This window comes from Roseimarinus sediminis, assembly GCF_050433125.1.
In the GTDB taxonomy this organism is placed as follows: domain Bacteria; phylum Bacteroidota; class Bacteroidia; order Bacteroidales; family Prolixibacteraceae; genus Roseimarinus; species Roseimarinus sediminis.
The window spans coordinates 36,582-62,689 of the sequence record NZ_JBNPXV010000017.1; the positions used below are offsets into that span (position 1 = coordinate 36,582).

Annotated in this window: 18 protein-coding genes; 9 read left to right on the forward strand and 9 right to left on the reverse strand. The window is 43.7% G+C overall.

What is annotated here, in order from left to right; translation table 11 throughout:
* Nucleotides 1-4 precede the first annotated feature (4 nt).
* The 5 genes from FHS86_RS17190 (at nucleotide 5) to FHS86_RS17210 (ending at nucleotide 10,611) form a co-directional block, all read left to right on the forward strand.
* Nucleotides 5-1,795: a MutS-related protein gene (locus tag FHS86_RS17190; RefSeq protein WP_429416632.1), complete on the forward strand. Its 1,791-nt coding sequence runs from the start codon at nucleotides 5-7 to the stop codon at nucleotides 1,793-1,795.
* A 339-nt stretch (nucleotides 1,796-2,134) separates the two neighbouring features.
* Nucleotides 2,135-5,002: a pentatricopeptide repeat-containing protein gene (locus tag FHS86_RS17195; protein WP_429416634.1), complete on the forward strand. Its 2,868-nt coding sequence runs from the start codon at nucleotides 2,135-2,137 to the stop codon at nucleotides 5,000-5,002.
* Between the two features lie 286 nt (nucleotides 5,003-5,288).
* Nucleotides 5,289-7,142: a DNA topoisomerase IV subunit B gene (locus tag FHS86_RS17200; RefSeq protein WP_429416637.1), complete on the forward strand. Its 1,854-nt coding sequence runs from the start codon at nucleotides 5,289-5,291 to the stop codon at nucleotides 7,140-7,142.
* A 36-nt stretch (nucleotides 7,143-7,178) separates the two neighbouring features.
* Nucleotides 7,179-9,842 carry a DNA gyrase/topoisomerase IV subunit A gene (locus FHS86_RS17205; RefSeq protein WP_429416640.1) on the forward strand — a complete coding sequence of 888 codons (2,664 nt, stop codon included), beginning with the start codon at nucleotides 7,179-7,181 and terminating at the stop codon, nucleotides 9,840-9,842.
* A 253-nt stretch (nucleotides 9,843-10,095) separates the two neighbouring features.
* A complete protein-coding gene (locus FHS86_RS17210) occupies nucleotides 10,096-10,611 on the forward strand; it encodes a shikimate kinase (protein WP_429416643.1) in 516 nt (171 codons plus the stop codon).
* A 64-nt stretch (nucleotides 10,612-10,675) separates the two neighbouring features.
* Here the strand turns inward: FHS86_RS17210 and yccS are convergent, their stop codons facing one another.
* From yccS to mutY, 9 genes are all read right to left on the reverse strand, one after another.
* Entirely contained in the window at nucleotides 10,676-12,862 is a 2,187-nt protein-coding gene (gene yccS / locus FHS86_RS17215) for a YccS family putative transporter (protein WP_429416646.1), read from the reverse strand.
* Nucleotides 12,862-13,533, reverse strand: a complete 672-nt coding sequence (locus FHS86_RS17220; RefSeq protein WP_429416649.1) for a CAP domain-containing protein — start codon at nucleotides 13,531-13,533, stop codon at nucleotides 12,862-12,864. The genes yccS and FHS86_RS17220 overlap by 1 nt, the downstream gene beginning before the upstream one ends.
* 97 nt (nucleotides 13,534-13,630) lie before the next feature.
* Nucleotides 13,631-14,347: a 6-phosphogluconolactonase gene (gene pgl / locus FHS86_RS17225; RefSeq protein ID WP_429416652.1), complete on the reverse strand. Its 717-nt coding sequence runs from the start codon at nucleotides 14,345-14,347 to the stop codon at nucleotides 13,631-13,633.
* A gap of 52 nt (nucleotides 14,348-14,399) precedes the next feature.
* Entirely contained in the window at nucleotides 14,400-15,911 is a 1,512-nt protein-coding gene (gene zwf / locus FHS86_RS17230; RefSeq protein ID WP_429416655.1) for a glucose-6-phosphate dehydrogenase, read from the reverse strand.
* A 31-nt stretch (nucleotides 15,912-15,942) separates the two neighbouring features.
* The gene (locus FHS86_RS17235; protein WP_429416658.1) at nucleotides 15,943-16,587 is read right to left on the reverse strand and encodes a 4'-phosphopantetheinyl transferase family protein; all 645 of its coding nucleotides are present in this window, start codon (nucleotides 16,585-16,587) and stop codon (nucleotides 15,943-15,945) included.
* Complete coding sequence (gene gldD, locus FHS86_RS17240; RefSeq protein WP_429416661.1) at nucleotides 16,565-17,143, reverse strand: gliding motility lipoprotein GldD; 579 nt, start codon at nucleotides 17,141-17,143, stop codon at nucleotides 16,565-16,567. Before gldD ends, FHS86_RS17235 begins: the two co-directional genes overlap by 23 nt.
* Nucleotides 17,144-17,179: 36 nt before the next feature.
* Complete coding sequence (gene gldE / locus FHS86_RS17245; protein ID WP_429416664.1) at nucleotides 17,180-18,508, reverse strand: gliding motility-associated protein GldE; 1,329 nt, start codon at nucleotides 18,506-18,508, stop codon at nucleotides 17,180-17,182.
* 11 nt (nucleotides 18,509-18,519) lie between these two features.
* On the reverse strand, nucleotides 18,520-18,966 hold the full coding sequence (locus tag FHS86_RS17250) for a single-stranded DNA-binding protein (protein ID WP_429416667.1): 447 nt from the start codon (nucleotides 18,964-18,966) through the stop codon (nucleotides 18,520-18,522).
* 132 nt (nucleotides 18,967-19,098) lie between these two features.
* Complete coding sequence (mutY, locus tag FHS86_RS17255) at nucleotides 19,099-20,160, reverse strand: A/G-specific adenine glycosylase (protein ID WP_429416670.1); 1,062 nt, start codon at nucleotides 20,158-20,160, stop codon at nucleotides 19,099-19,101.
* A 124-nt stretch (nucleotides 20,161-20,284) separates the two neighbouring features.
* Between mutY and FHS86_RS17260 the strand changes: the two genes are divergently transcribed.
* The 4 genes from FHS86_RS17260 to FHS86_RS17275 all read left to right on the forward strand — a co-directional run bounded on the left by FHS86_RS17260 (nucleotide 20,285) and on the right by FHS86_RS17275 (nucleotide 26,071).
* Nucleotides 20,285-20,569 (forward strand): HU family DNA-binding protein, encoded by a 285-nt coding sequence (locus tag FHS86_RS17260; protein ID WP_429416673.1) that lies wholly within the window; start codon nucleotides 20,285-20,287, stop codon nucleotides 20,567-20,569.
* Between the two features lie 238 nt (nucleotides 20,570-20,807).
* The gene (locus FHS86_RS17265) at nucleotides 20,808-22,358 is read left to right on the forward strand and encodes an Rne/Rng family ribonuclease (RefSeq protein WP_429416676.1); all 1,551 of its coding nucleotides are present in this window, start codon (nucleotides 20,808-20,810) and stop codon (nucleotides 22,356-22,358) included.
* Between the two features lie 224 nt (nucleotides 22,359-22,582).
* Nucleotides 22,583-24,583 (forward strand): protein-disulfide reductase DsbD family protein, encoded by a 2,001-nt coding sequence (locus tag FHS86_RS17270; protein WP_429416679.1) that lies wholly within the window; start codon nucleotides 22,583-22,585, stop codon nucleotides 24,581-24,583.
* A 126-nt stretch (nucleotides 24,584-24,709) separates the two neighbouring features.
* A complete protein-coding gene (locus tag FHS86_RS17275) occupies nucleotides 24,710-26,071 on the forward strand; it encodes a glycoside hydrolase family 28 protein (RefSeq protein WP_429416682.1) in 1,362 nt (453 codons plus the stop codon).
* Nucleotides 26,072-26,108: the final 37 nt, after the last annotated feature.

The following is a 26,108-nucleotide window of genomic DNA, read 5'->3' on the forward strand; positions in this document are numbered from 1 at the left end:
TACTATGTCGGATCTCTACCATCAATATAATTTGCGTGCTGACGCAAGCAGGGAAAAAGAAGTTTTTTATAACCGGCGCTTAAGGCTTGTTTCGCTGCTCAGGTTACTGTTTTTTGTGGCCATGTTGGTTCTGCCCTTCTATCTGCTTCCTGTAATGTTCCTGGCCGGGATTATTCTTCCTCTGGTATTTCTGATTTTATTTCTTTTTAGCATCAAATATTATCAGCGTTTGCTGGCAAAACGTCAGTTGGAGCGTTTCAGAATTTTGATCAACGAACAGGAAATGAATGCCCTCGAACATCGTTTTGATGTGTTCGACGACGGAGCAGAAATGATCGATCCTCATCATTTTAATACTTACGACCTGGATGTTTTCGGTAAAGGATCACTGTTTCAATACATCGACCGTACAGTTACCCGCGCAGGGAAGAAGTGCCTGGGCGACATGTTACAGGAGCCCATGCTGAATGCTGATGACATTGTTGCACGGCAGAAGCTGATTGGGGAAATGGCCCGCTCACTCGACTGGCGACAGCATTTTTTGGCGCGTGGGATGATGTACGACGAAGAGGCACACGAAACCAGCTTGTTACAGGGCTTTCAAAACGAGCAATTTCATTTGAGAACCTTGCCCTTTGTTAGCATACTGCTGCTGGTTTTACCGCTTTTTTCGCTGGCCGGCCTGTTGTTTTGGATTTTTAAGGGAAGCAGCGCCTTGCTGGTGCTGGCCGGCCTGGTGCAGTTTGTACTTTGGTTGCTTGAACGAAAAAATATCCAAAACATTTATTCCCGTTTTGGAAAGCGGGTGAAACTGCTTCAAAAATACAGCGAGTTGCTTTCGCTGGTTGAAAGCTTTGATTGGCAGTCGGGTGAAGGCAGAAGAATGTATGAGTCGCTGAAAGAAAGTGGTTTGCCTTCGAATGAGTTCAGGCAACTGGTTAAAATTGTTTCGGCCTACGATAACCGGAATAATTTACTGATTGGGATTTTTCTGAATCTCTTTTTGATGTGGGATATACGCTATTCGTACCTATTGATACAATGGCATGAACGCAATAAGGAGAACTACGGAAAATGGAGTGCTACCCTGGCGCTGATTGATGCCCTGGTCAGTCTGGCGAATTTTGCCTGTAACCATCCTGATTTTGCCTGGCCTGAACCAGTCGCTGATTCTTTCGAAATAGTGAGCGCCCAAATGGGGCACCCGCTCATTCATCCTCAAAAGAGAATCAACAACGACTTTCATTTTTTACAGCAGAATAAGGTCATGATTATTACCGGGGCCAACATGGCGGGCAAAAGTACTTTTCTGCGTACCGTGGGTGTCAACATGTTGCTGGCCATGGCGGGGGCGCCGGTTTGTGCCGCTTCGATGCGCTTTAAGCCGCTTGTGGTCTTCTCCAATATGCGAACCACCGACTCACTCTTTGATGACGAATCGTACTTCTTTGCCGAACTAAAAAGAATCAAAACCTTTCTGGATGAACTCGAACAAGGACGTGAGCTGCTGATTATTCTGGATGAGATCCTGAAGGGAACCAATTCGGCCGATAAGCTTTCAGGCTCACAGCAGCTGGTACGCCGGTTAGTTCAGTATGATGCACATGTCATTATTGCCACCCACGATTTAAAGCTTACCGAAATCGAAAAAGAATTTCCTGAGAAAGTGTTGAACCGTTGCTTTGAAATCGAAATCAGGGACGATGAGATGCACTTCGATTACCAGCTTCGAAACGGAATTACCACGGTGATGAATGCCACTTTTCTGATGAAGAAAATGGGAATTATTGCATAAAATTAGAACGTTTCGAAGGATGCCATTAAGGTGACATTTCTTAAAAATTTGCTGAGTCTGAAAGAAACTGCAGTCTTGCTGTGGTTAACATTAAAATATTTATTGTATTTTATAGCCCCCGGTAAAAATCATTCGACGGGTTAGTTTTGTGTGCTTTAAGCATTCTGTTGTAAAACCATCAGCACGAATAATTATGTTATTATGGAATTGCATTGTCAGATTCTTTTTCTAACTGCATCAGAAAAGTGGGAGGTGCTCGCTGTAATTGTTGGCTTTCTTAGTTTAGCACTATCGATATATCTTTTTGTCTGGGGGCGAATCAATAAAGATAGAAAAAGGTTGAAAGCTCAGTTTTTGGAAGGAAAATGGATCGATGCTGAAGCATTGACTTATAAAATGTTGACGGGGAATACCCGAACGATGGAGGAGCATCAGGAGGTGAGATATCAACATAAAGTTGAAGAGGAGATCCTTTCATTACTCGAAATGCGGCCGTCAGACGATGAGGCCGATGGCCAGAAATTTCTATTGTTAATTGGTCCCTCCCTGGCAGGTAAAACCCATCTAAGCATAAAAATTATTAAAAAAATTGATAAGGAGTTTGGGAAGACGGTTGTTTTGGTGCCTCATAGCAGTGCTTTGACATCAAGCACAAAAGAAGAGCTCAGGTTCCCGGAACCTCCTTTTGATGCACAATGTAAGATCGTATTGCTCGACGATTTTCAGGAATTCTTTAAAACTGGTAAAGACATTGATCCCGGTTTTTTTTATCGTGTGGCAAAAGCTGGATGGTTTCTCTGGGCCAATTGCCTGAACCTTGATGAGGAGAAAGTGATTGATGAAAGAATGAGCAATAATGTTAATGAATATTTTAAAAGGTTATACATGGCGCAGGATCCGAAAGATCTTTTAAGCACTGAGGAAGGAGAGCGCCTGGCCACTCGACAAGGACGACGGTTGAATAAACATTTTAACGGACTGGTAGGTCACATCTATTGTGATCCGCTTGCGGTGAAAAGAAAATACGAGGCCTTGCATAAAAATGAAAAGGACATGCTGGACCGGATTAAGCAGGCTTATTTGTTGGGTGCATTTGACCCTCCTAACATTATGAGTACACATTTTATAAGAAGGATTTATCGAAAAGAAATACAGTCAACCAACTATAATAAATTGAATTTACTGCTTGCAAATCTTGAAAGCAAAGGTTTTTTAAAGCGTGGATTAACTTCGGATTATTATCATTTTGATGTAGTTTGGTTGAATGCAATCGTTTCACCCGATCTTGTGAACCATAAGGACTTTTATTCCTGGTGGAATGATAAAGAAGATGTACTGATAACCCGAAATGTTGTGCAGTACACCAACGATATGAGCAATGAAGGCGATTATGAAACCGTACTCCGTATCTATAATGAAATGCTTCAAAACCAGATAACTCCCAATAATTATACCTACAATGTTTTGATCAATAAGTCTCCAAATTACGAAATTGCACTTGACTGGCTTGAAAAAATGGGGCGCAGAAACATGAATGCTTATACTATTGGAGCCCTTATAAAACTGTCAAAAAACAGGAAACAAGCGCTTGAGTGGTTTTACCTGCTTAATCCAAAGCCTTTTTCGGGCAATGAAAGGAATGAGGATGAATTGTACACTTGGTATTATCGATGTGGCCTTGAAACTGCAAATGCCTTTGTGCTTTCCTCATTCATGTTAAAGCTCAAATACAAAGAAATGAAGCAACTTTTCGAAGATGCAGGAGAGAAAGCAAATCATGTTCGGGTTTTCAATGTGTTAATTCAGAATGCGCCGGATGCCGATGTGGCTATGAGCTGGTATGATAAACTGGGAAAAGAACTGGCCGATGTATCAACTTATCACCACCTAATGCTAAAGTTTACTGATTATTCATGTATGAAGTACTGGTTTAAGGAATGTGGCAGGAGTAGGGCAAATGTATACATTTATAATCGCTTAATACAGTGTTCGCCCGATTACACTGTTGCATTGAGATGGTATAAAAGACTGGGTTCTGAAAATGCCGATGCAGCCACTTTTTCCAGCCTGATGGAAAAAAATGGAAACTACGAAGAAATGAAGAACATCTGGCAGGAACAGCAGGTGGAAAAACGACTTCAAAAGCGGGTACTCGTAGGGGTGATTAATACGCTGATTAAATATGCCGGTAGCATGAGCGAAGCTGAAATCTGGTTTGACTGGCTCGGCGAAGAATATGCAGACATCTATACTTTTAACGAAATGATTGCGCTCTCGGTCGACTATAAAGAAGCCAAAAGATGGTTTCGCGAAGAGCTGGCCGATGCATACACTTATACCTTGCTCATGAAAAAAACAGATAACTACGACGAAAAGGTTTGTTTGTTTAATCAGTTTGGAGCAGAAAATGCCAATACCGTTATGTATAATATGTTAATTGCCAGTTCAAGAAATTATAAAGAAAGCTTAGACTGGTTTACCCGGTTGGGGGATGAAAAAGCAGATGTATACACCTATAATGCGTTGATATTTAAATCGCCCGATAATAAGGCAGCTGCAAGGTGGTTGAAAAAATTGTCAATTGATGAGATGGATGTAAAAGCAAAGAACCGTATGGTGCGTTTGTCTGAGATGTATGAGGAGAAGAAGAAATGGTATGAAACATTAAAAGCAGGAAGTAGATATACCTTGTCGTACAACGAAATGATTCACAGTTGCAGAAGTTATGATACAGCTTTACAGTTTTTTTCTGAGATGGTAGAATACAAGGTCGGAATTGATAATTATACCTATAATTATTTGATTGGTTTGTCTCCCAATCTTTCTGTTGCAGAAAAATGGTTATCTGAAATGGAAGCCAATCGATGTCTGATTGATGAATATACCTATGGATACCTTATGCAGGTTGCCAGCCGTTCTACGAATGTCGATGCATATCAGGTGGCCATTAGCCTGCATGATGAGATGCTTGAGAGAGGAATACGTTCCAATGTGCAATTATTTACTTTTCTGATTTCATTGGCGCCTGATTTCGAGCAGGCGATGAAATTGTTGAGAGTGATGGTTTCCTTTAAAGATAAAAAGGGCCATCGAATTATTCCCAATGAAAAGACAGTAAAGACGCTGTTTCAAAAAGCCATAAGCAAGGAAAATAATGAGGTACTTGATGCATGGTTGAATGAGCATGCCATATTCCTGGTCGATTAGGCGACTTTTGTAAGTCAGGTCGGTGATTCATTCTATAACAGCCACTTGATGTTAAAACCATAAGTTGCAGCATCTTTTTTTTTTGGTTTAAATAAGTCGCTTTTTTGGCTCTTTTTCATTGAGAAAACCATGTTTGCTTTGTTTAATGTACTCTTCCAAGCTTAATTTTATGAGCCTGGTCTTTTACACTTATAAATAGCGTAAAGTGCAGCATGTCAGTCGAAAGGCCTGTTGATAAAAGGATTCGGTACAAAATGCCGATTTCGTTATATTTGTGGAAATTTGGATGAAAAGTATGCAGGAACAAACCAATTACACCGAAGAGTCGATACAAACGCTCGAATGGCAGGAACACATACGTCGTCGTCCCGGAATGTATATCGGGAAGTTGGGCGATGGCTCGCAGGCCGACGATGGGATTTATGTTTTGCTGAAAGAAGTGATCGATAACTCCATCGATGAATTCATGATGGGGAATGGCAAAAAAATCAGTGTTGAGGTGTCCGACGAGGAGGTATCAATCAGGGATTATGGGCGTGGAATTCCGCTTGGAAAACTGGTTGATGTGGTTTCAAAAATGAATACCGGTGCCAAGTACGACTCGAAAGTATTTAAGAAGTCGGTGGGTTTAAACGGTGTAGGTATCAAAGCGGTAAATGCCCTTTCGTCGAATTTTACCATCCGCTCAATCAGGGAAGGCCAGGTAAAAGAGGTTGAATTCAGCGAGGGTCGCCCGGTAAGAGAGGAAAAAATTGAGCATGTTGAAGAAGAAAACGGCACGCATGTCATCTTTCGCCCCGATGTAAACATCTTTAAAAACTTCCATTACATACCCGATTATATTTCGGCCATGATGAAGAACTACACCTTCCTCAATGCCGGACTGGTGATCGAATTCAATGGAGAAAAGTATCATTCGAAACATGGTTTGCTCGATTTGCTGAACGAGAATATGGACAGCGAACCGCTTTACCCGGTAGTTCATCTTAAAGGTGAAGACATTGAGGTCGCATTGACCCATGGCAATCAGTACGGCGAAGATTATTATTCGTTTGTAAACGGACAGCATACCACCCAGGGAGGAACCCACCTGCAGGCTTTCAGGGAAGCCATCGTAAAAACCATCCGCGATTTTTATAAGAAAGATTTCGATGCTTCCGATATACGGGCTTCAATTATTGCAGCCATCAGCATTAAGGTAGAAGAACCTGTGTTTGAATCGCAGACCAAGACAAAACTCGGATCGAAGGACATTGGGCCCAACGGTCCCTCGGTACGGAATTTTGTGGTGAACTTTGTTCAGACCGAACTCGACAATTACCTGCACAAAAACCAGCCCGTGGCCGAAGTGCTTTTGCGTCGCATTCAGGAATCGGAAAGGGAGCGAAAGGCCATTTCAGGCATTAAGAAACTGGCCAAGCAAAGGGCCAAAAAAGTCAACCTGCACAACAAGAAATTACGCGATTGCCGGGTTCATTATAATTCGAAAGATGACCGGAAAAATGAGTCGAGCATCTTCATAACCGAGGGCGACTCGGCCAGCGGATCGATTACCAAAAGCCGTGATGTCAATACCCAGGCGGTTTTTAGTTTACGGGGAAAACCACTCAATTCGTACGGACTTACCAAGAAAGTGGTGTACGAGAATGAGGAATTTAACCTTTTGCAGGCCGCACTTAACATAGAAGACGGGCTCGATGAGCTTCGTTACAACAAGGTGATTATTGCCACCGATGCCGATGTCGATGGCATGCACATCAGGCTTTTATTGCTTACCTTCTTTTTGCAGTTCTTTCCCGAGCTGGTGCGTAAGGGTCATATATACATACTCCAAACGCCCTTGTTCAGAGTACGAAATAAGAAGAAAACCTATTATTGTTACTCCGATGAAGAAAGACAGCAGGCCATCCGAAAGGTGGGTACCAATCCTGAGATTACCCGCTTTAAAGGGCTCGGTGAAATTTCGCCCGACGAATTCAAGGAGTTTATTAACGAAAATATACGACTCGAACCGGTTAGCCTGCACAAGGGCGACTCGATAAAACAAATACTTGAATTTTACATGGGCAAAAACACCCCCGACCGTCAGGAGTTCATCATCGAAAACCTGTATGTCGAAAAAGATGATTTAAGCAAATAGCAGGAAGCTAGAAAATACGATCAAGCAACAGCATCAATGAGCAACGAAGAGATCAACAAAAGTCCTGAAGAACAGGGAAACGAAGAACAGGGCAAGGAAAAGCACGAGCTGAAATACCTTGGGGGTATGTACCAGACCTGGTTTCTTGAGTATGCATCGTACGTGATTCTCGAACGGGCCGTTCCTTATGTTAACGACGGGTTGAAACCAGTGCAGCGGCGCATCATGCATGCCATGCGCGAAATGGATGATGGCCGTTTTAACAAAGTAGCCAACATCATTGGTCAAACCATGCAGTATCACCCGCACGGTGATGCTTCGATTGGTGATGCGCTGGTACAGCTGGGTCAAAAAGATTTGCTTGTTGAAACGCAGGGAAACTGGGGAAACATTCTAACAGGCGATGGAGCGGCTGCACCGCGTTACATCGAGGCGCGCCTGTCGAAGTTTGCCCTCGATGTGGTTTTCAACCCCAAAACCACCATCTGGCAACTGGCCTACGACGGCCGGAAACGCGAACCGGTTACCTTGCCGGTGAAATTTCCTTTGCTACTGGCTCAGGGAGTTGAAGGAATCGCGGTTGGTCTGTCAGCCAAAATTCTGCCGCATAATTTCAATGAACTGATCGATGCTGTAATTCTTCACCTGAAAGGGAAAGCTTTTGAGATCTTTCCCGACTTTCCAACAGGTGGTCTGGTCGATGTTTCGAAATACAACGACGGGATTCGCGGAGGCAATATCCGAATCAGGGCAAAAATTGAGAAGGTAGATCATAAAACCCTGGCAATTACAGAAACTCCCTTTGGGCGAACCACTTCAAGCCTCATCGAATCGATCATCAAGGCCAACGACAAGGGAAAAATTAAAATCAAGAAAATTGATGACAATACGGCCGAGCACGTCGAAATTCTGATACACCTCGGCCCCGGGGTGTCGAGCGATAAAACCATCGATGCACTCTATGCCTTTACCGACTGTGAGATATCGGTTTCACCCAATGCCTGTATTATCGAAGACGATAAGCCGCACTTTATCGGGGTGAGTGACATTTTACGGAAAAATGCCATGCAAACAGTCGACTTGCTGAAACTTGAACTCGAAATCCGAAAGGGAGAACTTGAACAGGCCTGGCATTTTGCATCGCTCGAAAAGATTTTCATTGAGGAGCGGATTTATAAGGACAAGGGTTTTGAAGACAGCGACAACATGGACGAAGCAGTGGCTCATATTGACCAGCGGCTTGAACCCTGGAAACCAAAGCTGCGCCGGGAGGTTACCCGTGACGACATCCTAAAGCTGATGGAAATCAGAATGGCCCGTATTCTCAAGTTCAACAAAGAAAAGGCCAACGATCATATTCTTTCCATCGAGGATGAAATAGCTGAAATAATACATCACATCGAAAACATTATTCCATACACCATTGCATATTATAACCGCATTAAAAGCAAGTATGGAAAAGGACGTGAACGTAAATCGGAAATTCGCAGCTTCGAAAATATTGTGGCTACCAAGGTGGTAGTGGCCAACGAAAAGTTATATGTCGATTACGAAGAAGGCTTTATGGGTACAGGCCTTAAAAAGGCCGAATATGTTTGCGACTGTTCCGACATCGACGACATCATTGTTTTCCGGCGCGACGGAACTTATTTTGTTACCAAAGTGTCGGAAAAGGCCTTCATCGGGAAGAATATTCTGCACCTTGCCGTATTTAAAAAGAACGACAAGCGGACCATTTATAACCTGGTGTACCGCGATGGCCGGGCAGGTGCTACTTTTATGAAGCGCTTTGCTGTGACCAGCATCACCCGCGATAAGGAATACAACATGACCAAGGGGACCGCCGGCACACGTATTTTGCATTTTAGCGCGAATCCAAATGGCGAAGCCGAAGTGCTGAGGGTAACCCTGAAACCCAAACCACGCCTGAAAAAGCTGATTTTCGATATCGATCTCGGTGAACTGGCCATTAAAGGACGTCAGAGTATGGGAAATCTTGTGACCAAGAACGACGTGCACAAAATTACCCTCCGTGAAAAGGGTGCTTCAACACTCGGTGGCCGTAAAATTTATTTCGACCCCGATGTAAAACGACTCAACGCCGACAAAAGGGGTGATTTTCTGGGCGAGTTCCAGGGCGACGATCGCATCCTGGTCATTACCCGCTCGGGCAATTTTGAATTGTACAATTTTGATCTTGAAAATCACTTCCCCGAAGACATCCTGATTATCGAGAAATTCAATCCCAAAAAGACCATGAGTGTGGTTTACTGGGAAAATGAACAGGAGTTTTACTATGTGAAACGTTTTCAGATTGACGAAGACATCCCTATTGGTAAAACACAAAATTTTATTGGTGATAACCCCGACAATCGGCTGATTAGCATTACCTGGGTTCACTATCCACGGTTTGAACTCGAATTTGGAGGTAAAAACAGCGACCGGGAAAATGAAATTGTGGAGGTAGCCGAATTTATCGGAGTGAAATCGTTTAAAGCACGGGGAAAACGTTTGACCAATTACGACATTAAAAATGTAAAGGAAATTGAACCGGTGGTGAAGGATGAAGATGAACATGAGCCACTGTTGGAGGATGAGCAGCCGGAAACAGATGCTGCGCTTGATGATATTCCTTTTGAAATTAATCGCGGAAAGAAGGAAAAGGATGATGACGATGAAAACCAGATGTCGTTGTTCTGACCGTAAATCCCCGGCCCCCTGAATTGGGGGGAGGAATCGCATGAGCAGGTTTTGTATATTAAACCCGGATTATTCGCAAATAATCCTCCCGCCCCCCGGAACGACAAAGATTCAGTAAAACGCTTTTCAGAAGTTAAACTTTGTCTAAGGCGGCCCGCCAGTTGGCGGGTGAACTTTATTCTTATTTTTAAATGATGAATAGTTCAGGTGAAAGTATTATAAAACAATTGCGAACGGGATCTAAAATTTAATTATGAGAATTTACCTGATAGGATATATGGGAAGCGGCAAATCGACCGTGGGAAAAGGCCTGGCCAAAAAACTTAAGCTGTCGTTTATAGACATGGACCATTTTATTGAAGAGCGCAACTTCAGGTCGATCCCTCAGATATTTGCCGAAGAGGGAGAAGACGGGTTTCGTAAAATTGAGCAAAAGGCCCTGCACGAACTGTCTGAATTCGACGATGTGCTTATAGCCACCGGCGGAGGAGCACCCTGTTTCTTCAATAATGTGGAAGTAATGAATCAGACAGGCCTTACCGTTTATCTCGATGGAAGCCCGCGCATACTGGCCGAACGACTTAAAAACTCAAAAACAGAACGGCCCTTAATTCAAGGCAAAACTTATCCCGAACTGGTGAAGTTCATTGGTGAAACACTGGCCAAAAGGGAGCAATGGTACAAACAGGCCAAAATTGTGCTTCCTTTCGACCACGATTTGAGCGATGAGGAAGTATATCAGCTTGTGGCACCACAGCTTGACATTTAATGATGTTTTGCGCTTTGCATTGATTGGATAATGCCATTCTGGCTTTTAGCTCACGGGCAGGTGATCATGATTCAGATGATTGCTGATCAGGTTTTCCTTTTGTTGCAGCAGCATTGAAATAGCCTGTTTCATCAATGAGCTGTCCTGTTACTTCGGCAAGGTTGAAGAGCAAAATGTACTGTTGCCGGCCGTCGCCTGTAGTTTCCGTTTTCAGTTTTTCCCTGATTTCATTCAATAATTCATGGGAAGCAAAACCAGCTTTTTTCCCTGTACCAATCGCTTGGGATGCCGTGTTGAGTGCAGCCAAAATCTGCTTGCTGATGGTTCCGAAATTGTCAACTGCTGTACTTTGCGTTTCGCGATGGACTCCCAGCGCCGAAAGATAGGATAACAGTGCGTGATTGAGATAGGTAAGTCTGAAAGCCTGTTTTCGGAATTGTCGCTGGCTGGCGGGCTCCAATTGCATGTTTTGCCAGGCTGCAGCCAGTTCATTATCGGCACGGTGCGCTTCCCTTCGTGCCAGACGGTATTCAAAATTGTCGGAATGATCTTTTCGGGAGTATTCTTTCAGTATGGCTTCAAAATATAAGTGGTTTTTATTCAGTGCAAGGGTCAGCAGCTGCGGGAGTTTTTTTCCCTGCCAGTCGGGCCATAAAAGTCTTACCGATGCAAAAGCCAATACGGCACCTATCAGTGTATCGAACATGCGCGGCAGCATGACTGCGACCCCTTTGTTTGCGATTAAATTAAAAGCACATAAAACAAAAATGGTAACAAATACGACCGATAAGGCATAGCGACGTTTCATCCACAAAAAAAAGAAGTAGGCTGCTATCAGCATCAGAAGTAACTGTCCGGCAAAGGTGAGTAACTGAACGATGGCCACGCCTGCAAACACCCCGCTGAGGGTTCCCAGTACCCGCTGTGAAAATCTTCGGCGGGTAGCACTGTAATTGGGTTGTAGCACAAACAGTATGGTCAGGATGATCCATTCTCCCTTTTCAATTTGAAACCATTCGGAAATAAAAAATCCAATCAGAAAACTCAAGCTGAGTCGGATGGCATACCTGAAGCGTGGATGCTTTGTGCTGAGCTGATCTTTGATGCGCTTTATAATTGATCGTTCGTCTCTTTCGAGGCGGGGCATCATCAGGTAAGCCGATTGTGTGGTAATGTTTTTAAGCGCTTCATTCGATCGGGTAAGGTTCAGCACCAGCAGTTCAAGTGCCTGATGTTTGCCATTTGATCCGGAGTTTAGTTGCTGGTTAATGGTTTGTATCATCCATTGCAGCGCGACAGGATGTTTGTAAGCCGTTTTACTGAGTAAACTGTTGGCAAACAGTTTACTTGCCTCCGATAATTGGTGCATTGTTTGTCCAATGCCTTCGAGCAGGTCGGTGTGTTCGCGCCGTTCGCTAAGCGCTTCATACTTGTCGTGGCTCGAGGCGGCACGTTCATGAAGGCTTTGCAGCACCATGAAATAATGAAAATAGGGTACCAGCGGCGATTGATCTTTTAGTGCATCGGCATAACTGTTTAATACCTCTTTACAGCGGTCGAGGGCGCCAACGGTCTCAATGTTCAAAAGTGCCAGGCGGTTTCTGATTTCAGTCTGTACTTCCTTATCGCTGGGGAACAAACGGGATTTCTCGTTAAAATAAGCTGCCAGTGCCGTGTAGCCGCGTGCCAGTTGTTCTTCAAGCAGGCGCCAGGGCCAAAGGTACAATATCAGCAACGAAATGATGCCGTAAAACAGCGCCCCGGCTGTAAGTAGCAAGGGCTGCCAGTACCATGCCGGACTAATGTCGCTTCCGAGCATGGTGTAAATGCCTACCAGCAGAGCACCAAAGGTTACGCCCCTGTATCTTTCGCTGATACCCCCCACAATAATGAAGAATACGGTCGAAAGTGCCAGCCCAATGCCCAACACAATGGGATAGTGATGCAGCATTTCGACAGCCAAACTTGAAACTGCAAAACTCACTACCTTAAGCAAGCTTGATTTGATACGGCCGCTTGGATGATCATCGGTTTCCGACAAGGCGCCGGCCAGGGCTCCCAGGGCGAGGGTGACGGCAAAAAAGGAGTATCCAAGCACTACGGCCGGAATGGCGAGCAAAGCAATAACCAGACTGGCCTTTGCCGCATGCAGGCGGTCGGGATGAACCAACAGCGGCATGAGCAACTTTTTAATCCGTTTGCCTTGTTCTTCTTTGAATATGCCTTTTTGCATCGATCCTGGCTTCTGCATTAATGCTTTTCGGTAAAGCTGCTAGCATAATTGATGACACACATTTCTCCGTATTTGTGAGCACCTGTTGCTACTCCGGTGTGATGATAATCAGCGCTTAGAAGTGTGTTTCGGTGACCGCGTGAGCGCACCCCGTCGTCGATTAATAAGGATATAATGATAAAACGAGGTTCAGCATCGCCATAATGAATGTTCTCGGCAAAATATCCGGTAAAAGTACCGAAGCGGTTCAGTCGGCTGTCGGGTGTACTGTTGTCGCTGCCCCGATGACCCGTTTTGCCCGTATTTCCCTGGTCGTATACCAATAGTTCACAGGCTTTTGTCATTCCGTTCGATGGATAAAGTATGGGTGCCGGTGAAGCCTGTTTCAATACTTTTAGACATTCCTGTAAGGCACTTCTTCCTTCTTCTGTCTGGTAAGGAGTTTTTCCGGGAATCTTCAGCAGCTTCCCCGAATAAAAAGCCTCCATCCACTGCATGTGTTGTTGGGCATACATGGCCGGATTATAACGTAACATATTCATCTCGAGAACAATATCTTTTTCTTGCTCCGATAAATAACTGACCTCACGCGCTGTGTCGAGTTCTTTAAGTGGCCACACAAAGGCTTCCTGAGCGTTTGTGTTTGTTGTCATCGTAAAAAGAAACAGCAGAAGTAGTAGTTTGTCCATATTTATTGGGTTAAAGCTGTACGATCATTATATGTATAGAAATACATCGTTTTATGGCGCTATTCCTGATTATGATTATAACTTAAAATATTGAAACTTATTGTTTCAAATTGCTGGACGAAGCTTCATCGAGCCACCAGGTAAGTTGTCCGTTTTCGGCTTTGATATGGCTTGCCGGCAGTGTTTCATTTTTATCGATGATGACTTCTTTTACTTTTGCAGCTTTCTTTTCACCGGTAGCCAGGAAAATAATGTTTTTCGAATTGTTGATAAGCGGACCCGTGAGGGAAATTCTTTTTTGGCCCGATTCGGGATGCGATGCTACCACAGCTATTTCCGGTGAAGTGATGTATCCGATCTGATGGGGAAAAATGGAAGCGGTGTGTCCATCTTCGCCCAGCCCAAGGAGCATGATATCAAACACAGGCAGACCATTTGCTTTTGGCAGAAGCTTTTGTATTTTTTCAGAATAACTAAGCGCTTCATCTTCAGGCCTGTTTTCACCTATCACCCGGTGAATGTTTTCTTCGGGTATTCCAATGGGCTGCAGCCAAAGCTCCCTGGCCCATTTGTAGTTACTGTCGTCGTGATCGGGACCGACACAGCGGTCGTCGCCCCACCAAAAATGAAAGCGATCGTTACAGAGCTCAGATCCGTATTTTTCGGTTAATTCCCTGAAGATGGCCTTAGGGGTCGAGCCTCCTGATAAGGCAATATGTACTGCTTTATTTCCGTTTTGTTTTGCTGTTTTCTGCATGATTGAAGCAAATGCATCAGCAATCTCTCGGGTGTTGTTATAAATTTCAATATTCATTTTCCGAATTGGTTTAAGTGTTTTAATTTTTCACACATTGCTAAAAGCAGGTTTACAATTCGCAATACTCACCATCGTTGGCGAGGTTTTTACATGGGTAACGCCAGCCATTGGCTTCGCCTGAAATCAGTTTTTCAGCCTCATGAGGTCCCCAGGTTCCAGCAGGATAGCCGTGCAAGGGAAAGTCAGGATTGTTGTTCCATTCGTCGAGTACGGGTTGTACCAGTTCCCAGGCTTTTTCAACATTGTCGCCCCTCGAATAAAGTGTTGCGTCGCCCTGAATGCAGTCGAGCAGCAGGCGTTCGTAGGCTGTTGGCACATAGGCATCCGAAAGGTCGGAGTAGTGAAAATCGAGGTTCACTGTTTTAACATTGAAGCCTGCCCCCGGTTCTTTAAGCCCCATTTTAAGCAGGATTCCCTCGTCGGGTTGAATGCGTATGATGAGTTGATTGGCCTGGTTTAAATTGATGCCAGGTGTATTATCGAACAAGTGATGGGGAGTTGGTCTGAAATTGATCACAATTTCGGTTGCCCGGGTTGGTAATTTTTTTCCGGTACGAATGTAAAAAGGAATACCTCCCCAGCGCCAGTTGTCGATATGTAGTTTCATGGAAACAAAGGTTTCGGTGCGTGAGTCGGCCGGCACTCCCTCTTCATGTCGGTAAGCCACTACCTTTTCGCCTCCGATGTTTGATTCGGTATACTGGCCCCGTACCACGTTCTCCGTCAGATTGGATCTGTTTAGTGGCCTGATGGATTGGAATACTTTCAGCATTTCGTTTCTGATGGCATCGGCATCGATCACGGTTGGTGGTTCCATGGCTACCAGTCCAAGCAGTTGCAGCAGGTGATTCTGCAGCATGTCTTTTAAGGCTCCCGACTGGTCGTAATAACCACCTCGTTTTTCAACACCCAGTTTTTCGGCCGAGGTGATCTGAACGTGGTCGATGTATTTGTGATTCCACAGCGGTTCCCACAAGCTGTTGGCAAAACGAAGCACCAACAGGTTTTGCACTGTTTCTTTTCCAAGGTAGTGATCGATTCGGTATAGCTGGTCTTCATTGAAATAACGGAGCAGATCCGTGTTCAGTTTGCGGGCACTTTCCAGGTTGGTGCCAAAGGGTTTTTCAATAATCAGTCGTTTGAAGCCATCGTCTTCACTGTTAAGGCCTACTTCGGCCAGGTATTCAGGAATGATGGAATAAAGCGAAGGGGGCGTCGACATATAGAAAACGATGTTGGCCGGTGCGTTTAGTTCTTTCTTCAGCTTTTCAATACGGTCTTTCAGCAGTTGGTAGTCGCCGCGCTCGGCTGTTTGAATGGCTTCATAATGAAGGTGACTCAGAAAGTCGCGATGTGATTCCTCTTCAGGCAGGAATTCTTTCATTTTTTCCCTGAATTCATCATCGCTCATTTTGGTTCGGCTTACACCAAGAATGACAAAGGGGTGTCCCAGTAAGTCTTTTTGATGCAGATTAAATATTGCCGGAATCAGTTTTCGTTTGGTGAGGTCGCCCGAGGCGCCAAAAATAACTACAATATGTGGTGCTGTTTTTTTCATCATCTCTAACTTTGTGTTGTTAATAAGCAGTTTGTCAGCTGGTCCATACCACCCAGTGGTCGTCGAGTTGGATGTAGTGGAGTTCAAAATCGACCTTTTCCTTTTCTGAGCGATAATGTCCGATCATGCTTCCGTCATCATTGAGTGCTTCAATACTTATTTGCTTCGAAAAGCTGACGTTTGACTCATTTACGGCCTTAAAGATTGCCTCTTTTGCACACCAGTACAACAGGCGGCTGTCGGCAAGCGGGCTGGACAAAACGTCGGCCTGTTCTTTTTCCGAAAGAAAACGTTTGGCTACTTTTTCAATGTTTCTTTTGGAGCGCTCGATATCGATTCCGGCAAAGGGATTGGTGCATAGTAAAATGCCAACCATGGTTTTCGAGTGGGAGATACTCAGATAGCGTGTATGGTTTTGTAAAATTGGTTTTCCTGTTTCGGTGTAGGTAATGTTGGGCCAAAAACCAAGTACTTCTTTTAACAGGATCCTGGCAGCAAGCCATTCGCATTTTCTGTGTTCATTGCTTATGTCCTGATAAATTTTCCGGTCGTTGGGGCTTAGCTGCGCCTTTTCCTCGAAAAAGGAGAGTGGTTCGGTGAGCGACCAAAGCGCCAGCCGGTATGTGTTTTGGTATTCGTTGTGTATAAGCGGCATCTCAATTCCACGTAAAGGTTTCAATAAAATGATAAATATCTTTTTCGATCAGCATAATTACCGGTCGGAGTGAATCGTAATTGGGCACTTCCCTGATGTAAAACGAACCACGCACAAAATGGTTGACACTATCGGTTAAATGAAATTGCATGGGGGAAGCAGCATTTCCTTTAATTTCGTAAATGGTGCCGTAAACTTTCCTTTGTTCATTTACAAAAATGTGTTCGTCGATGGCCGAGGCCTTGATGGTATGTTTGTAAGTAAGCGATCGCGAATCCTCGCTTAACTCAAAAAGATTGTTATTTACTTCTTTGTACGAGAGGTGAATTTCGGCTTTGAATGACGGAATGACCAGATTCAGCCAATAAGGTTCAGCCATTGGCGATGCATCGGGCAGGGCCTGTGCATATTCGGGGTATTCAAAGAGAAAGGGATAGGATGCCTTAAATTGCTGGTAGGAATGCTCGGGCAGTTCAATGCGAAAATAGCCCCTGGGTTTGGGAACATATGATTTGTCACATGAGTGCAGCAACAACAAGGCAAGCGCTATAACCAGTATAAGACGTATAAAATTCTTCATATTGATACAAAGTTAGGTTTTATGGTCAAACGCTTGTCACAGCGAATTATTGAAAACTACTTTTATTTTGATGATTCTGCGTTTGTCAACAGCTTCTACAATGAATTCAATATTTTTATAGATCAGCTTCTCGTGCAGCATGGGGAAGTCGCCTTTCATTTCGAGTAAGAGCCCGGCGAGGGTGTCGGCTTCTCCCTTTATTTCATCAAGGAAATCGCTGTTGATTGAGCAAACCCTGAAGAAATCGTTGAGTTGTGTTTTTCCGTCGAACAGGTAAGTGCTTTCATTCACCTTGGCAAAAAGCTGGTCGTCATCGTCAAATTCATCGATGATGTCGCCTACAATTTCTTCAAGAATGTCTTCAAGCGTTACAATGCCTGAGGTGCCACCATATTCATCGACCACAATGGCCAGGTGAACTTTCGATTTTTGAAATTCCTGCAGGAGGTCATCAATTTTTTTATTTTCCGGAACAAAATAAGGTGGCCTGATCAGGTTTTGCCACTTAAAGTCGTTGGTCTTGTTGGCATGGCCAAGCAGGTCTTTTACATAAAGTATGCCTTCAATGTTGTCGAAGGTTTCCTTAAAAACAGGGATTCTTGAATAGCCTGATTGCCTGATGAGGTCGAGTATTTTTTGAAAGGGTGCATTGATTTCGACCGCTTCCACATCGATTCGCGGTGTCATAATCTGATCGACACTGGTAGTTCCAAACCTGATAATCCCCTCAAGAATGCCCTTGTCTTCAGAGAAATCCTCCTGGTTGGTGAGTTCAAGTGCCTGCGAAAGCTCATCGATGGAAATATTTTTACCGTATTTTGCCATCCGTCGGTTAACAAACGAGGTAGAATTGATGAGGATGTAAATGAGGGGTGCAAAGAGTTTACTGCAAAAACGCAGTGGTTTTGCCATGATGCCGGCAAAACTGTGTGAAGCGGTACTGGCATAGATTTTAGGGAGGATCTCACCAAAAAGAAGCAGGATGAAGGTGATGGCAACTACTTCGATAACAAATCCAAATACCGGCGCATTCGAAAAATCGACCCCAATGTGTACCAGGTAGGTTGATAAGATGATGATGCCAACATTGATGAAATTATTGGCAACCAATATGGTTGCCAATAATTTCTCGGGGAGCAGTAAGAGCTCCCTGATCAGATGGTCAGAGGATGATTTTGATTCGTTAATCTGTTCTTTATCGGCAGGCGAAAGTGAAAAAAAAGCCACTTCGGATCCGGAAATCAGTGCCGAAAAGAAAAGCAAAACAACCAGTACCAGTAAGCCTGTTAATAATCCCCAGCTGAAAGGATAAAAACTTACATCGATGTAGGCAAAATTAAATAACAGCGTGCTCCCGGTATCCAAGATTGTTCAAATTAAAAGGGTAAATCATCAACATTGTCGCCCGAATCCATCTCATTGGGTTCGCTGACATTGCTTGCGCTCTCATTTTTCTGCTGGTACTCATTCGCCGACGTTGCGTGCTGCGTGTCATCTTTTCGCCCCAGCAATTGAATGTTGTCGGCCAGAATCTCGGTAATGTACTTTTTAACGCCGTCTTTGTCGTCATAAGAACGGGTTCTGATTCTGCCTTCAATGTACATTTGTTTGCCTTTCTGAATGTATTTTCCGGCCATTTCAGCCAGTCCTCTCCAGGCAACAATGTTGTGCCATTCGGTATTGGTTACTCTTTCACCGCTTTTGGCGGTATAAGTTTCACTGGTTGCCAGTGAGAAGGTGGCCACAGCAACTCCGCTGTCGATGTAGCGTACTTCGGCATCTTTGCCTGCATTTCCTACTAAAATTACTTTGTTAACTGACATAGTTTAAGGGTTTAAAAGGTTAAACATGTAACTAAAATTACAAAATATGATAGTACCCTACATAAAAACACCTCAAAAACAGCGGTTTTATTTGTTTAACTGGCTGATTTTGAAGTTGGAGCTGCAATTTTGTTAAATAAGTCCCTTGCCTTCAAGATAATTTTCGATTATTTTGGGCACAGGAAGTTCAAAAGTATTTCTTTTATCGATTTTAATGAAATTGTGAGGCAAATAATTTTCATTTTTCACTTCAATTTGAATGAATGAGGCGAAAAGCTGCTGATGTGTGAGCAGATGCTTGTGATATGGACTAACATCAAGGATGGTGATTTTGTTGCGCTTGAAAATACTGCTCCATTCATTTGTTTGGCTAAGCTGTTCGATGCTTAGCGCTTCATTGGATTCAATGAGTGGAAAATCGAAGAGGTTTTTCCAGATGTCGTTTTGCGTGCGTTTTTTAAAGTATAGGGCTTGCTTGTGCTGAAGTACCAGGTAGTGAAAGTAGCGTTTGCGCTGTTTGATTTTTTTCGATTTTACCGGGAAGGCGGCAATACTGTTTTTATGCAGTGCAAAGCAGTGGTCCGAAAGCGGACAGATTGTGCATTTGGGGTTTTGAGGAACACAAAGCAGGGCGCCAAATTCCATTACAGCCTGGTTGTAGTCGCCTGGCTTTTCTGTATTGAGGCATTCACCGGCCAAATCACGAAAGGTTTTTTTCCCCTGGGCCGTATCGATGGGCAGATCAATGCCAAAGTAACGTGACATGACCCGGAATACATTTCCGTCGATGGCAGCCACCGGCTGATGAAAGGCGATGGAAGCGATGGCCGCAGCCGTATATTCGCCAACCCCGTGCAGGCTTTTCAAGCCGGTGAACTGTTCGGGAATTGCGCCCTTGTATTGTTCCATCACCTGGCGTGCTCCCTTGTGCAGGTTTCGAGCTCTTGAATAATAGCCCAGGCCCTGCCATAATTTAAGCACTTCTTCTTCGCGTGCCGCAGCCAGACTTGCCACATTGGGGAATCGTCCGATAAATTTTTCGTAATACGATCTTCCTTGTTCTATACGGGTTTGTTGCAGAATTACTTCCGAAATCCATATCTTGTAAGGGTCGTCAATTCCACGCCAGGGCAGTTCCCGCCTGTTGTTGTAGTACCATTTTAAAATTTCGGTGCTGAATTTCAAAGTCTTCATGGAATTGGATGCAATTGCACTAAAACGAAAAAAATTCATAATTGTTTTGTCATAATTATTGGAAAAAAATTATCTTTGCCAACCAATTGTGGAATAAATAGTTGATAATTAAATAATTTAAGCAATGACAAAAGCAGATATTGTAAACGAAATTTCAAAGAACACAGGGATTGAAAAAGTAACAGTTCAGAAAACTGTAGAGGCTTTTATGGATACTGTGAAAGATTCATTAGTTGACGGGAAAAACGTTTACCTTAGAGGATTTGGTAGTTTTATTGTAAAGCAGAGAGCTGAAAAAACTGCTCGTAACATTTCAAAAAATACGACAATCATCATTCCCGCTCACAACATCCCGGCGTTTAAGCCTGCTAAGACATTTGTAAGTCAAGTTAAAGAAGAAGTAAAATAATAAGATTATGCCTAGCGGAAAAAAAAGAAAAAGACATAAGATGGCTACGCACAAGCGTAAAAAAAGGTTAAGAAAAAATCGTCACAAGAATAAAAAATAATTTTTTCTTAAGCAGGCCAGCTTATTCGTAAAAAACACCGATTAAACCTAAGTTGCATTGCTTCTTAGGTTTAATCCTTTATAGGAATACAAGTTCTTTTAATATTTTGTTATTAATTCTCCCTAAAATTTATTAGATGTGAGTAGCGAGTTATTTATTGACGTTAGTCCCTCTGAGATCGTTTTTGCACTGATCGAAGACAAACGTTTAGTAGAGTTGACCAGGGAGAAAAGTGGCACCAAGTTCACGGTAGGAGATATCTACCTCGGAAAAGTAAAAAAAATCATGCCGGGACTGAATGCTACATTTGTTGATGTGGGCTATGAAAAGGATGCATTTTTGCATTACCTGGACATGGGCCCGCAGTTCGCTACTTTGAACAAGTTTGTTCAAAATGCAACCTCTCGCAAGGGGCGGGCTACCCCAGTATCAAGGATCCATCCCGAACCGGATATCGACAAAAACGGAAAAATCACCCAGCAGCTCCGATCGGGGCACAATTTGCTGGTGCAGATTGCCAAGGAACCCATTTCAACAAAGGGGCCCAGGCTAACTTCCGAACTTTCGATTGCCGGTCGTTTTATGGTTCTTGTTCCTTTTAGCGACAAGGTTTCAGTTTCGCAGAAAATTAAAACAGTAGAAGAGCGAAACCGCTTGAAAAAGCTTATTCAAAGTATTAAACCACGTAATTACGGGGTCATTATCCGAACTGCCTCTGAAGGTAAAATGGTGGCAGATTTGGATCAGGAGCTTAAACGGCTTGTAAATAAATGGGAATCGTTATTGCCAAAATTGAAAAAGGTGAATCCTCCCGGCCTGGTGCTGGGTGAGTTAAGCCGTACTACTGCCTTGTTACGCGATGTGTACACGCCCGATTTTAGCAATATTTACGTGAACGATTATGCCGTTTTTGAAGAAGTAAATGATTATATCAGCAATATTGCTCCTGAAAAAAGGAAAACAGTAAAGTTCTATGACAAGAATGCTCCTATGTTCGACGCTTTTGGTATCGACAAACAGATTAAAGCGCTGTTTGGTAAAACCGTTACCTTTAAAAGTGGTGCTTATATCATTGTTGAACATACCGAAGCATTCCATGTAATTGATGTGAATAGCGGCAACCGAGCCAAAGCCGCTAACGATCAGGAAACAAATGCTCTTGAGGTCAACCTGGCAGCTTGCGATGAAATCGCACGCCAGCTACGTTTGAGGGACATGGGCGGGATCATCGTCATCGATTTTATCGATATGCACGAGAACGAAAACCGTCAGAAAGTTTATCAAAAAATGAAAGAGGTCATGGCTGTCGACCGAACCAAACATCACATTCTGCCTTTGAGCAAGTTTTGTTTGATGCAAATTACCAGACAGCGTGTCCGTCCTGAACAAAACATCGACACCGCCGAGGTGTGTCCGGCTTGTAAAGGGACTGGCAAAGTGACTCCAACCATTTTGTTTACCGATGAAATCGCTAGTAAAGTCGACTACATCTTTTCCGATTTGAACCACAAGAAAATTATTATTCAGGTTCATCCGTTTGTAGAAGCTTACCTTAAAAAAGGATTTCTTTCGATACTTAAAAAATGGCGTTGGAAGTACATGAAAAAAATTGAAGTGACCGGAATCGATAAAATGTCTTTATTGGAAGCCCGGTTCTTTGACGAAGCAATGGAAGAAATTATCTTCTAAAAAAATGTTAAACCCCGCCTCGGCGGGGTTTTTTGTGATATATATCACGCAAGATCAAACATGGCTTCACTTATTTTGTTTCAACTGAATATAAAAAATTATTTTCTTTAATGTCAGTTTTGTATCTTTCATCCGACCAATCATTTAGTGGTGTCATGCAGAGAATAAACTGTAATTTTTGAAACATAGATTTATTGACGTGTAACAATTTAAAAAAGGTAAACGTGAGAAAAACTTTCCTATTTACGCTGATAATTTCACTCTTTGTAATCGCTGCTCAGGCACAAATTCTGAATCCGGTAAGCTGGACCTTCGATTATAAAAAAATAGCCGATAATACCTACGAGTTGTATTTCGATGCCGAAATCGAAGATGGCTGGCATTTGTATTCGACCCGTGAAAACGATGGCGGCCCGATTGCCACTTCCATCAACTATGCTTCAAGTGATGGCTTTCAACTTAAGGGAGAACTGATTACAACTCCCGATCCGCTTAAGGTATTCGACAAAACCTTCAATATGGAACTGGAGTACCTTGGCGATAAAGCCAGGTTTATACAGAAAATTGAAGTAACTGATCCCACCCTGAAAAAAATTGAAGGTTATGTTGAGTTCATGAGTTGCGACGATGAAAGTTGTACACCACCTACCGAAGCCGATTTTGTTTTTAGCATTGGCGCTGGGAGTGACGTTCCCGAAAGCAAGGATGAAGGGGCCATCGTAATCAACGATAATATCAAATCGGATGCGGGACGCGGACTTTTTATTTTCTTCCTTTTTTCTTTTTTGGCTGGATTGGCAGCCATACTAACACCCTGCGTTTTCCCAATGATTCCGATGACGGTTTCATTTTTTATGCACAGCGGACAGTCGAAAGCACGTTCGCGCCTGAATGCAGCTTTCTATGGTTTTTCAATTATAGCCATCTATACCATTATTGGCACCCTGGTTGCCGTATTGTTCGGCCCGGGTGCAGCCAACTGGCTTAGTACACACTGGTTGCCCAACATTATTTTCTTCCTGGTTTTCATCATTTTTGCTTTTTCATTCTTTGGAATGTTTGAAATCGTACTTCCAAGCTGGATGGTGAACAAGGCCGATAAGGGGGCCGACAGAGGTGGTTTCATGGGTTCATTCTTCATGGCATTAACTCTTGTGCTCGTTTCTTTTTCGTGTACAGGCCCTATTGTAGGCGCCATTCTGGTTGAATCGGCAGGAGGTGCTGTTCTGAAACCAATTATCGGAATGTTTGGATTTGCCCTGGCCTTTGCCTTGCCTTTTACACTTTTTGCCCTGTTCCCGCAATGGTTAAATAACCTGCCTAAATCGGGAGGATGGCTTAACTCGGTGAAAGTAGTGCTTGGTTTTATCGAGCTGGCATTGGGACTCAAATTCCTGAGTGTGGCCGATCAGACTTACCACTGGGGTTTGCTCGACCGTGAAATCTATATTGCCATTTGGATTGTCATTTTTACCCTGCTTGGAATTTACCTGTTGGGTAAAATCAAATTTGCCCACGACAGCGATGTGAAGCATGTTTCTGTGCCCCGATTGATGCTCTCGATCATTTCGTTTTCCTTTGTGGTTTATCTTATTCCAGGGATGTTCGGTGCACCGCTGAAAGCCATTTCAGGCTACATGCCCCCCATGTCGACCCACGACTTTGATTTACATAAGATTATCAGAGAGGAAGTAGAACTGGTAACCCATAGTAATGGTGCTAACGCTTATTTCGATGAAACACCCGAAGGTTGTGAGGAGCCTAAGTTTGCCGACTTGTTGCATCTTCCCCACGGACTCAAGGGTTACTTCGATTACGAACAGGGATTGGCCTGTGCCCGTGCAAGTGGCAAACCTTTGTTTATCGATTTTACCGGCCACGGCTGTGTGAATTGCAGAGAAATGGAAGCCACCGTATGGAGCGATGCCAGGGTGCTCGACCGCTTAAAGAACGACTTTGTGATTGTAGCCTTGTACGTTGACGATAAAACCAAATTGCCCGAATCGGAATGGATCACTTCGGACTACGATGGCAAAGTGAAGAAAACCATTGGTAAAAAATACGCCGATTTTCAGATTGCCCGTTTTGGGGTAAACGCTCAACCCTACTATGTGATTCTCGATCATGAGGAAGAAATGCTGGTGCAGCCCAAGGCCCGTGACCTGAATCCCGATAACTTTGTTAAGTTCCTTGATCAGGCCCTGGCAGAATTTGAAAAAAGATAAAAAATCGTATCAGGAGATAAAAAAGGTGTTTCAGTTTGAGACACCTTTTTTGTTCTGTATTTTCTTTACTTTTATCTCCTGCCTGTTGCGGTAATTTTCATTTTTACACCTTAAAACCATTCATCCATGAAACGATTAGTAAGTAGCCTGAGTGCTTTTATTTTCCTCCTCTTTTTTGTTGCTTGTCAAAGCGAAACGGAAGTTGAACATCTTTTAGGCAGGGAAGAAATTCTGGAGCAAATCACTGAGCCGGTAATTCCTTCGAATGTTGTTTACTTGTCTGATTTTGGTGGCCGTGGCGATTCTTTAAGCGATAACAAAGCGGCGTTTGATGCAGCCATTAAAAAGCTGAAAGAAGCGGGAGGGGGCAGGCTGGTGGTTTCCTCAGGTACTTATCTGGTAAATGGCCCCATCCATCTGGTAAGTAACATGGATTTGCATCTCGAGAAAGGAGCGACCATCCGCTTCAGTTCGGTGCCGGAGCATTACCTGCCTGTGGTGGAAACCAGCTGGGAAGGAACTTTTCTTTACAATTACAGTCCGTTTATTTATGCAAAACAGTGCAGCAATTTAATGATTAGCGGCGAGGGGGTCATCGACGGCGAAGGAGCTGCACCCTGGTCCGACTGGAAAGCAAAACAGCAGTCCGATCAGCAGCTTAGCCGCGATATGAATCACCAGGGGGTTCCGCTTGAGAAGCGAATTTTTGGTGAAGGCCATTTTCTGCGTCCTCACCTCATTCAGTTTTTCGATTGCGAGCAGGTAATGGTCGAAGGGGTTCGAATTGAAGATTCGCCCTTCTGGTGTGTACATTTGTTGCGTTGTGAAAATGTGATTGTTCGTGGAATCAGTTTTAATGCCCACAACAAAAACAACGACGGGATCGACCCGGAATATTCACGAAATGTGTTAATCGAGGATGTTCAGTTCAACAATTCCGACGACAATGTGGCCATCAAAGCCGGGCGCGATGACGAGGGCAGATCGTCGAAACATGGATCTGAAAACATCATTGTACGTAATTGTCATTTTAAGGGACTGCATGCCTTTGTTATCGGGAGTGAAATGTCGGCTGGAGTGCAAAATGTACATGTGTACGATTGTGATTTTGCCGGCGATCTGAAGCGGGGAATCTATTTGAAATCAAATCCCGACAGGGGCGGTTTTATCCGCAATGTATTCGTCAGCAATCTCCGGTTTGGAAAGGTGGAAGATGCCATTTACATTACTTCGTATTATCATAATGAGGGCGAAGGACATCAAACCGAAATAGCGAATATTCACTTTGAAAACCTGAGCTTTATGGAAGCTACAGGGACTGGAATTGTATTGCAGGGCTTTCCTGATAAAAAGCTAAGCAATATTTATCTCCGGAATGTTAACATTAAATCGGCAGCAAATGCCCTGACCATGACCGATACCGAAAATATAACAATGAGCAACGTGCTGATCGGTGAGCCAGCCACAGTGCCTTCGGCTGTTCATTAAGGATTGAATTCCGGGTGCAACAATGTTGTTCAGCTTA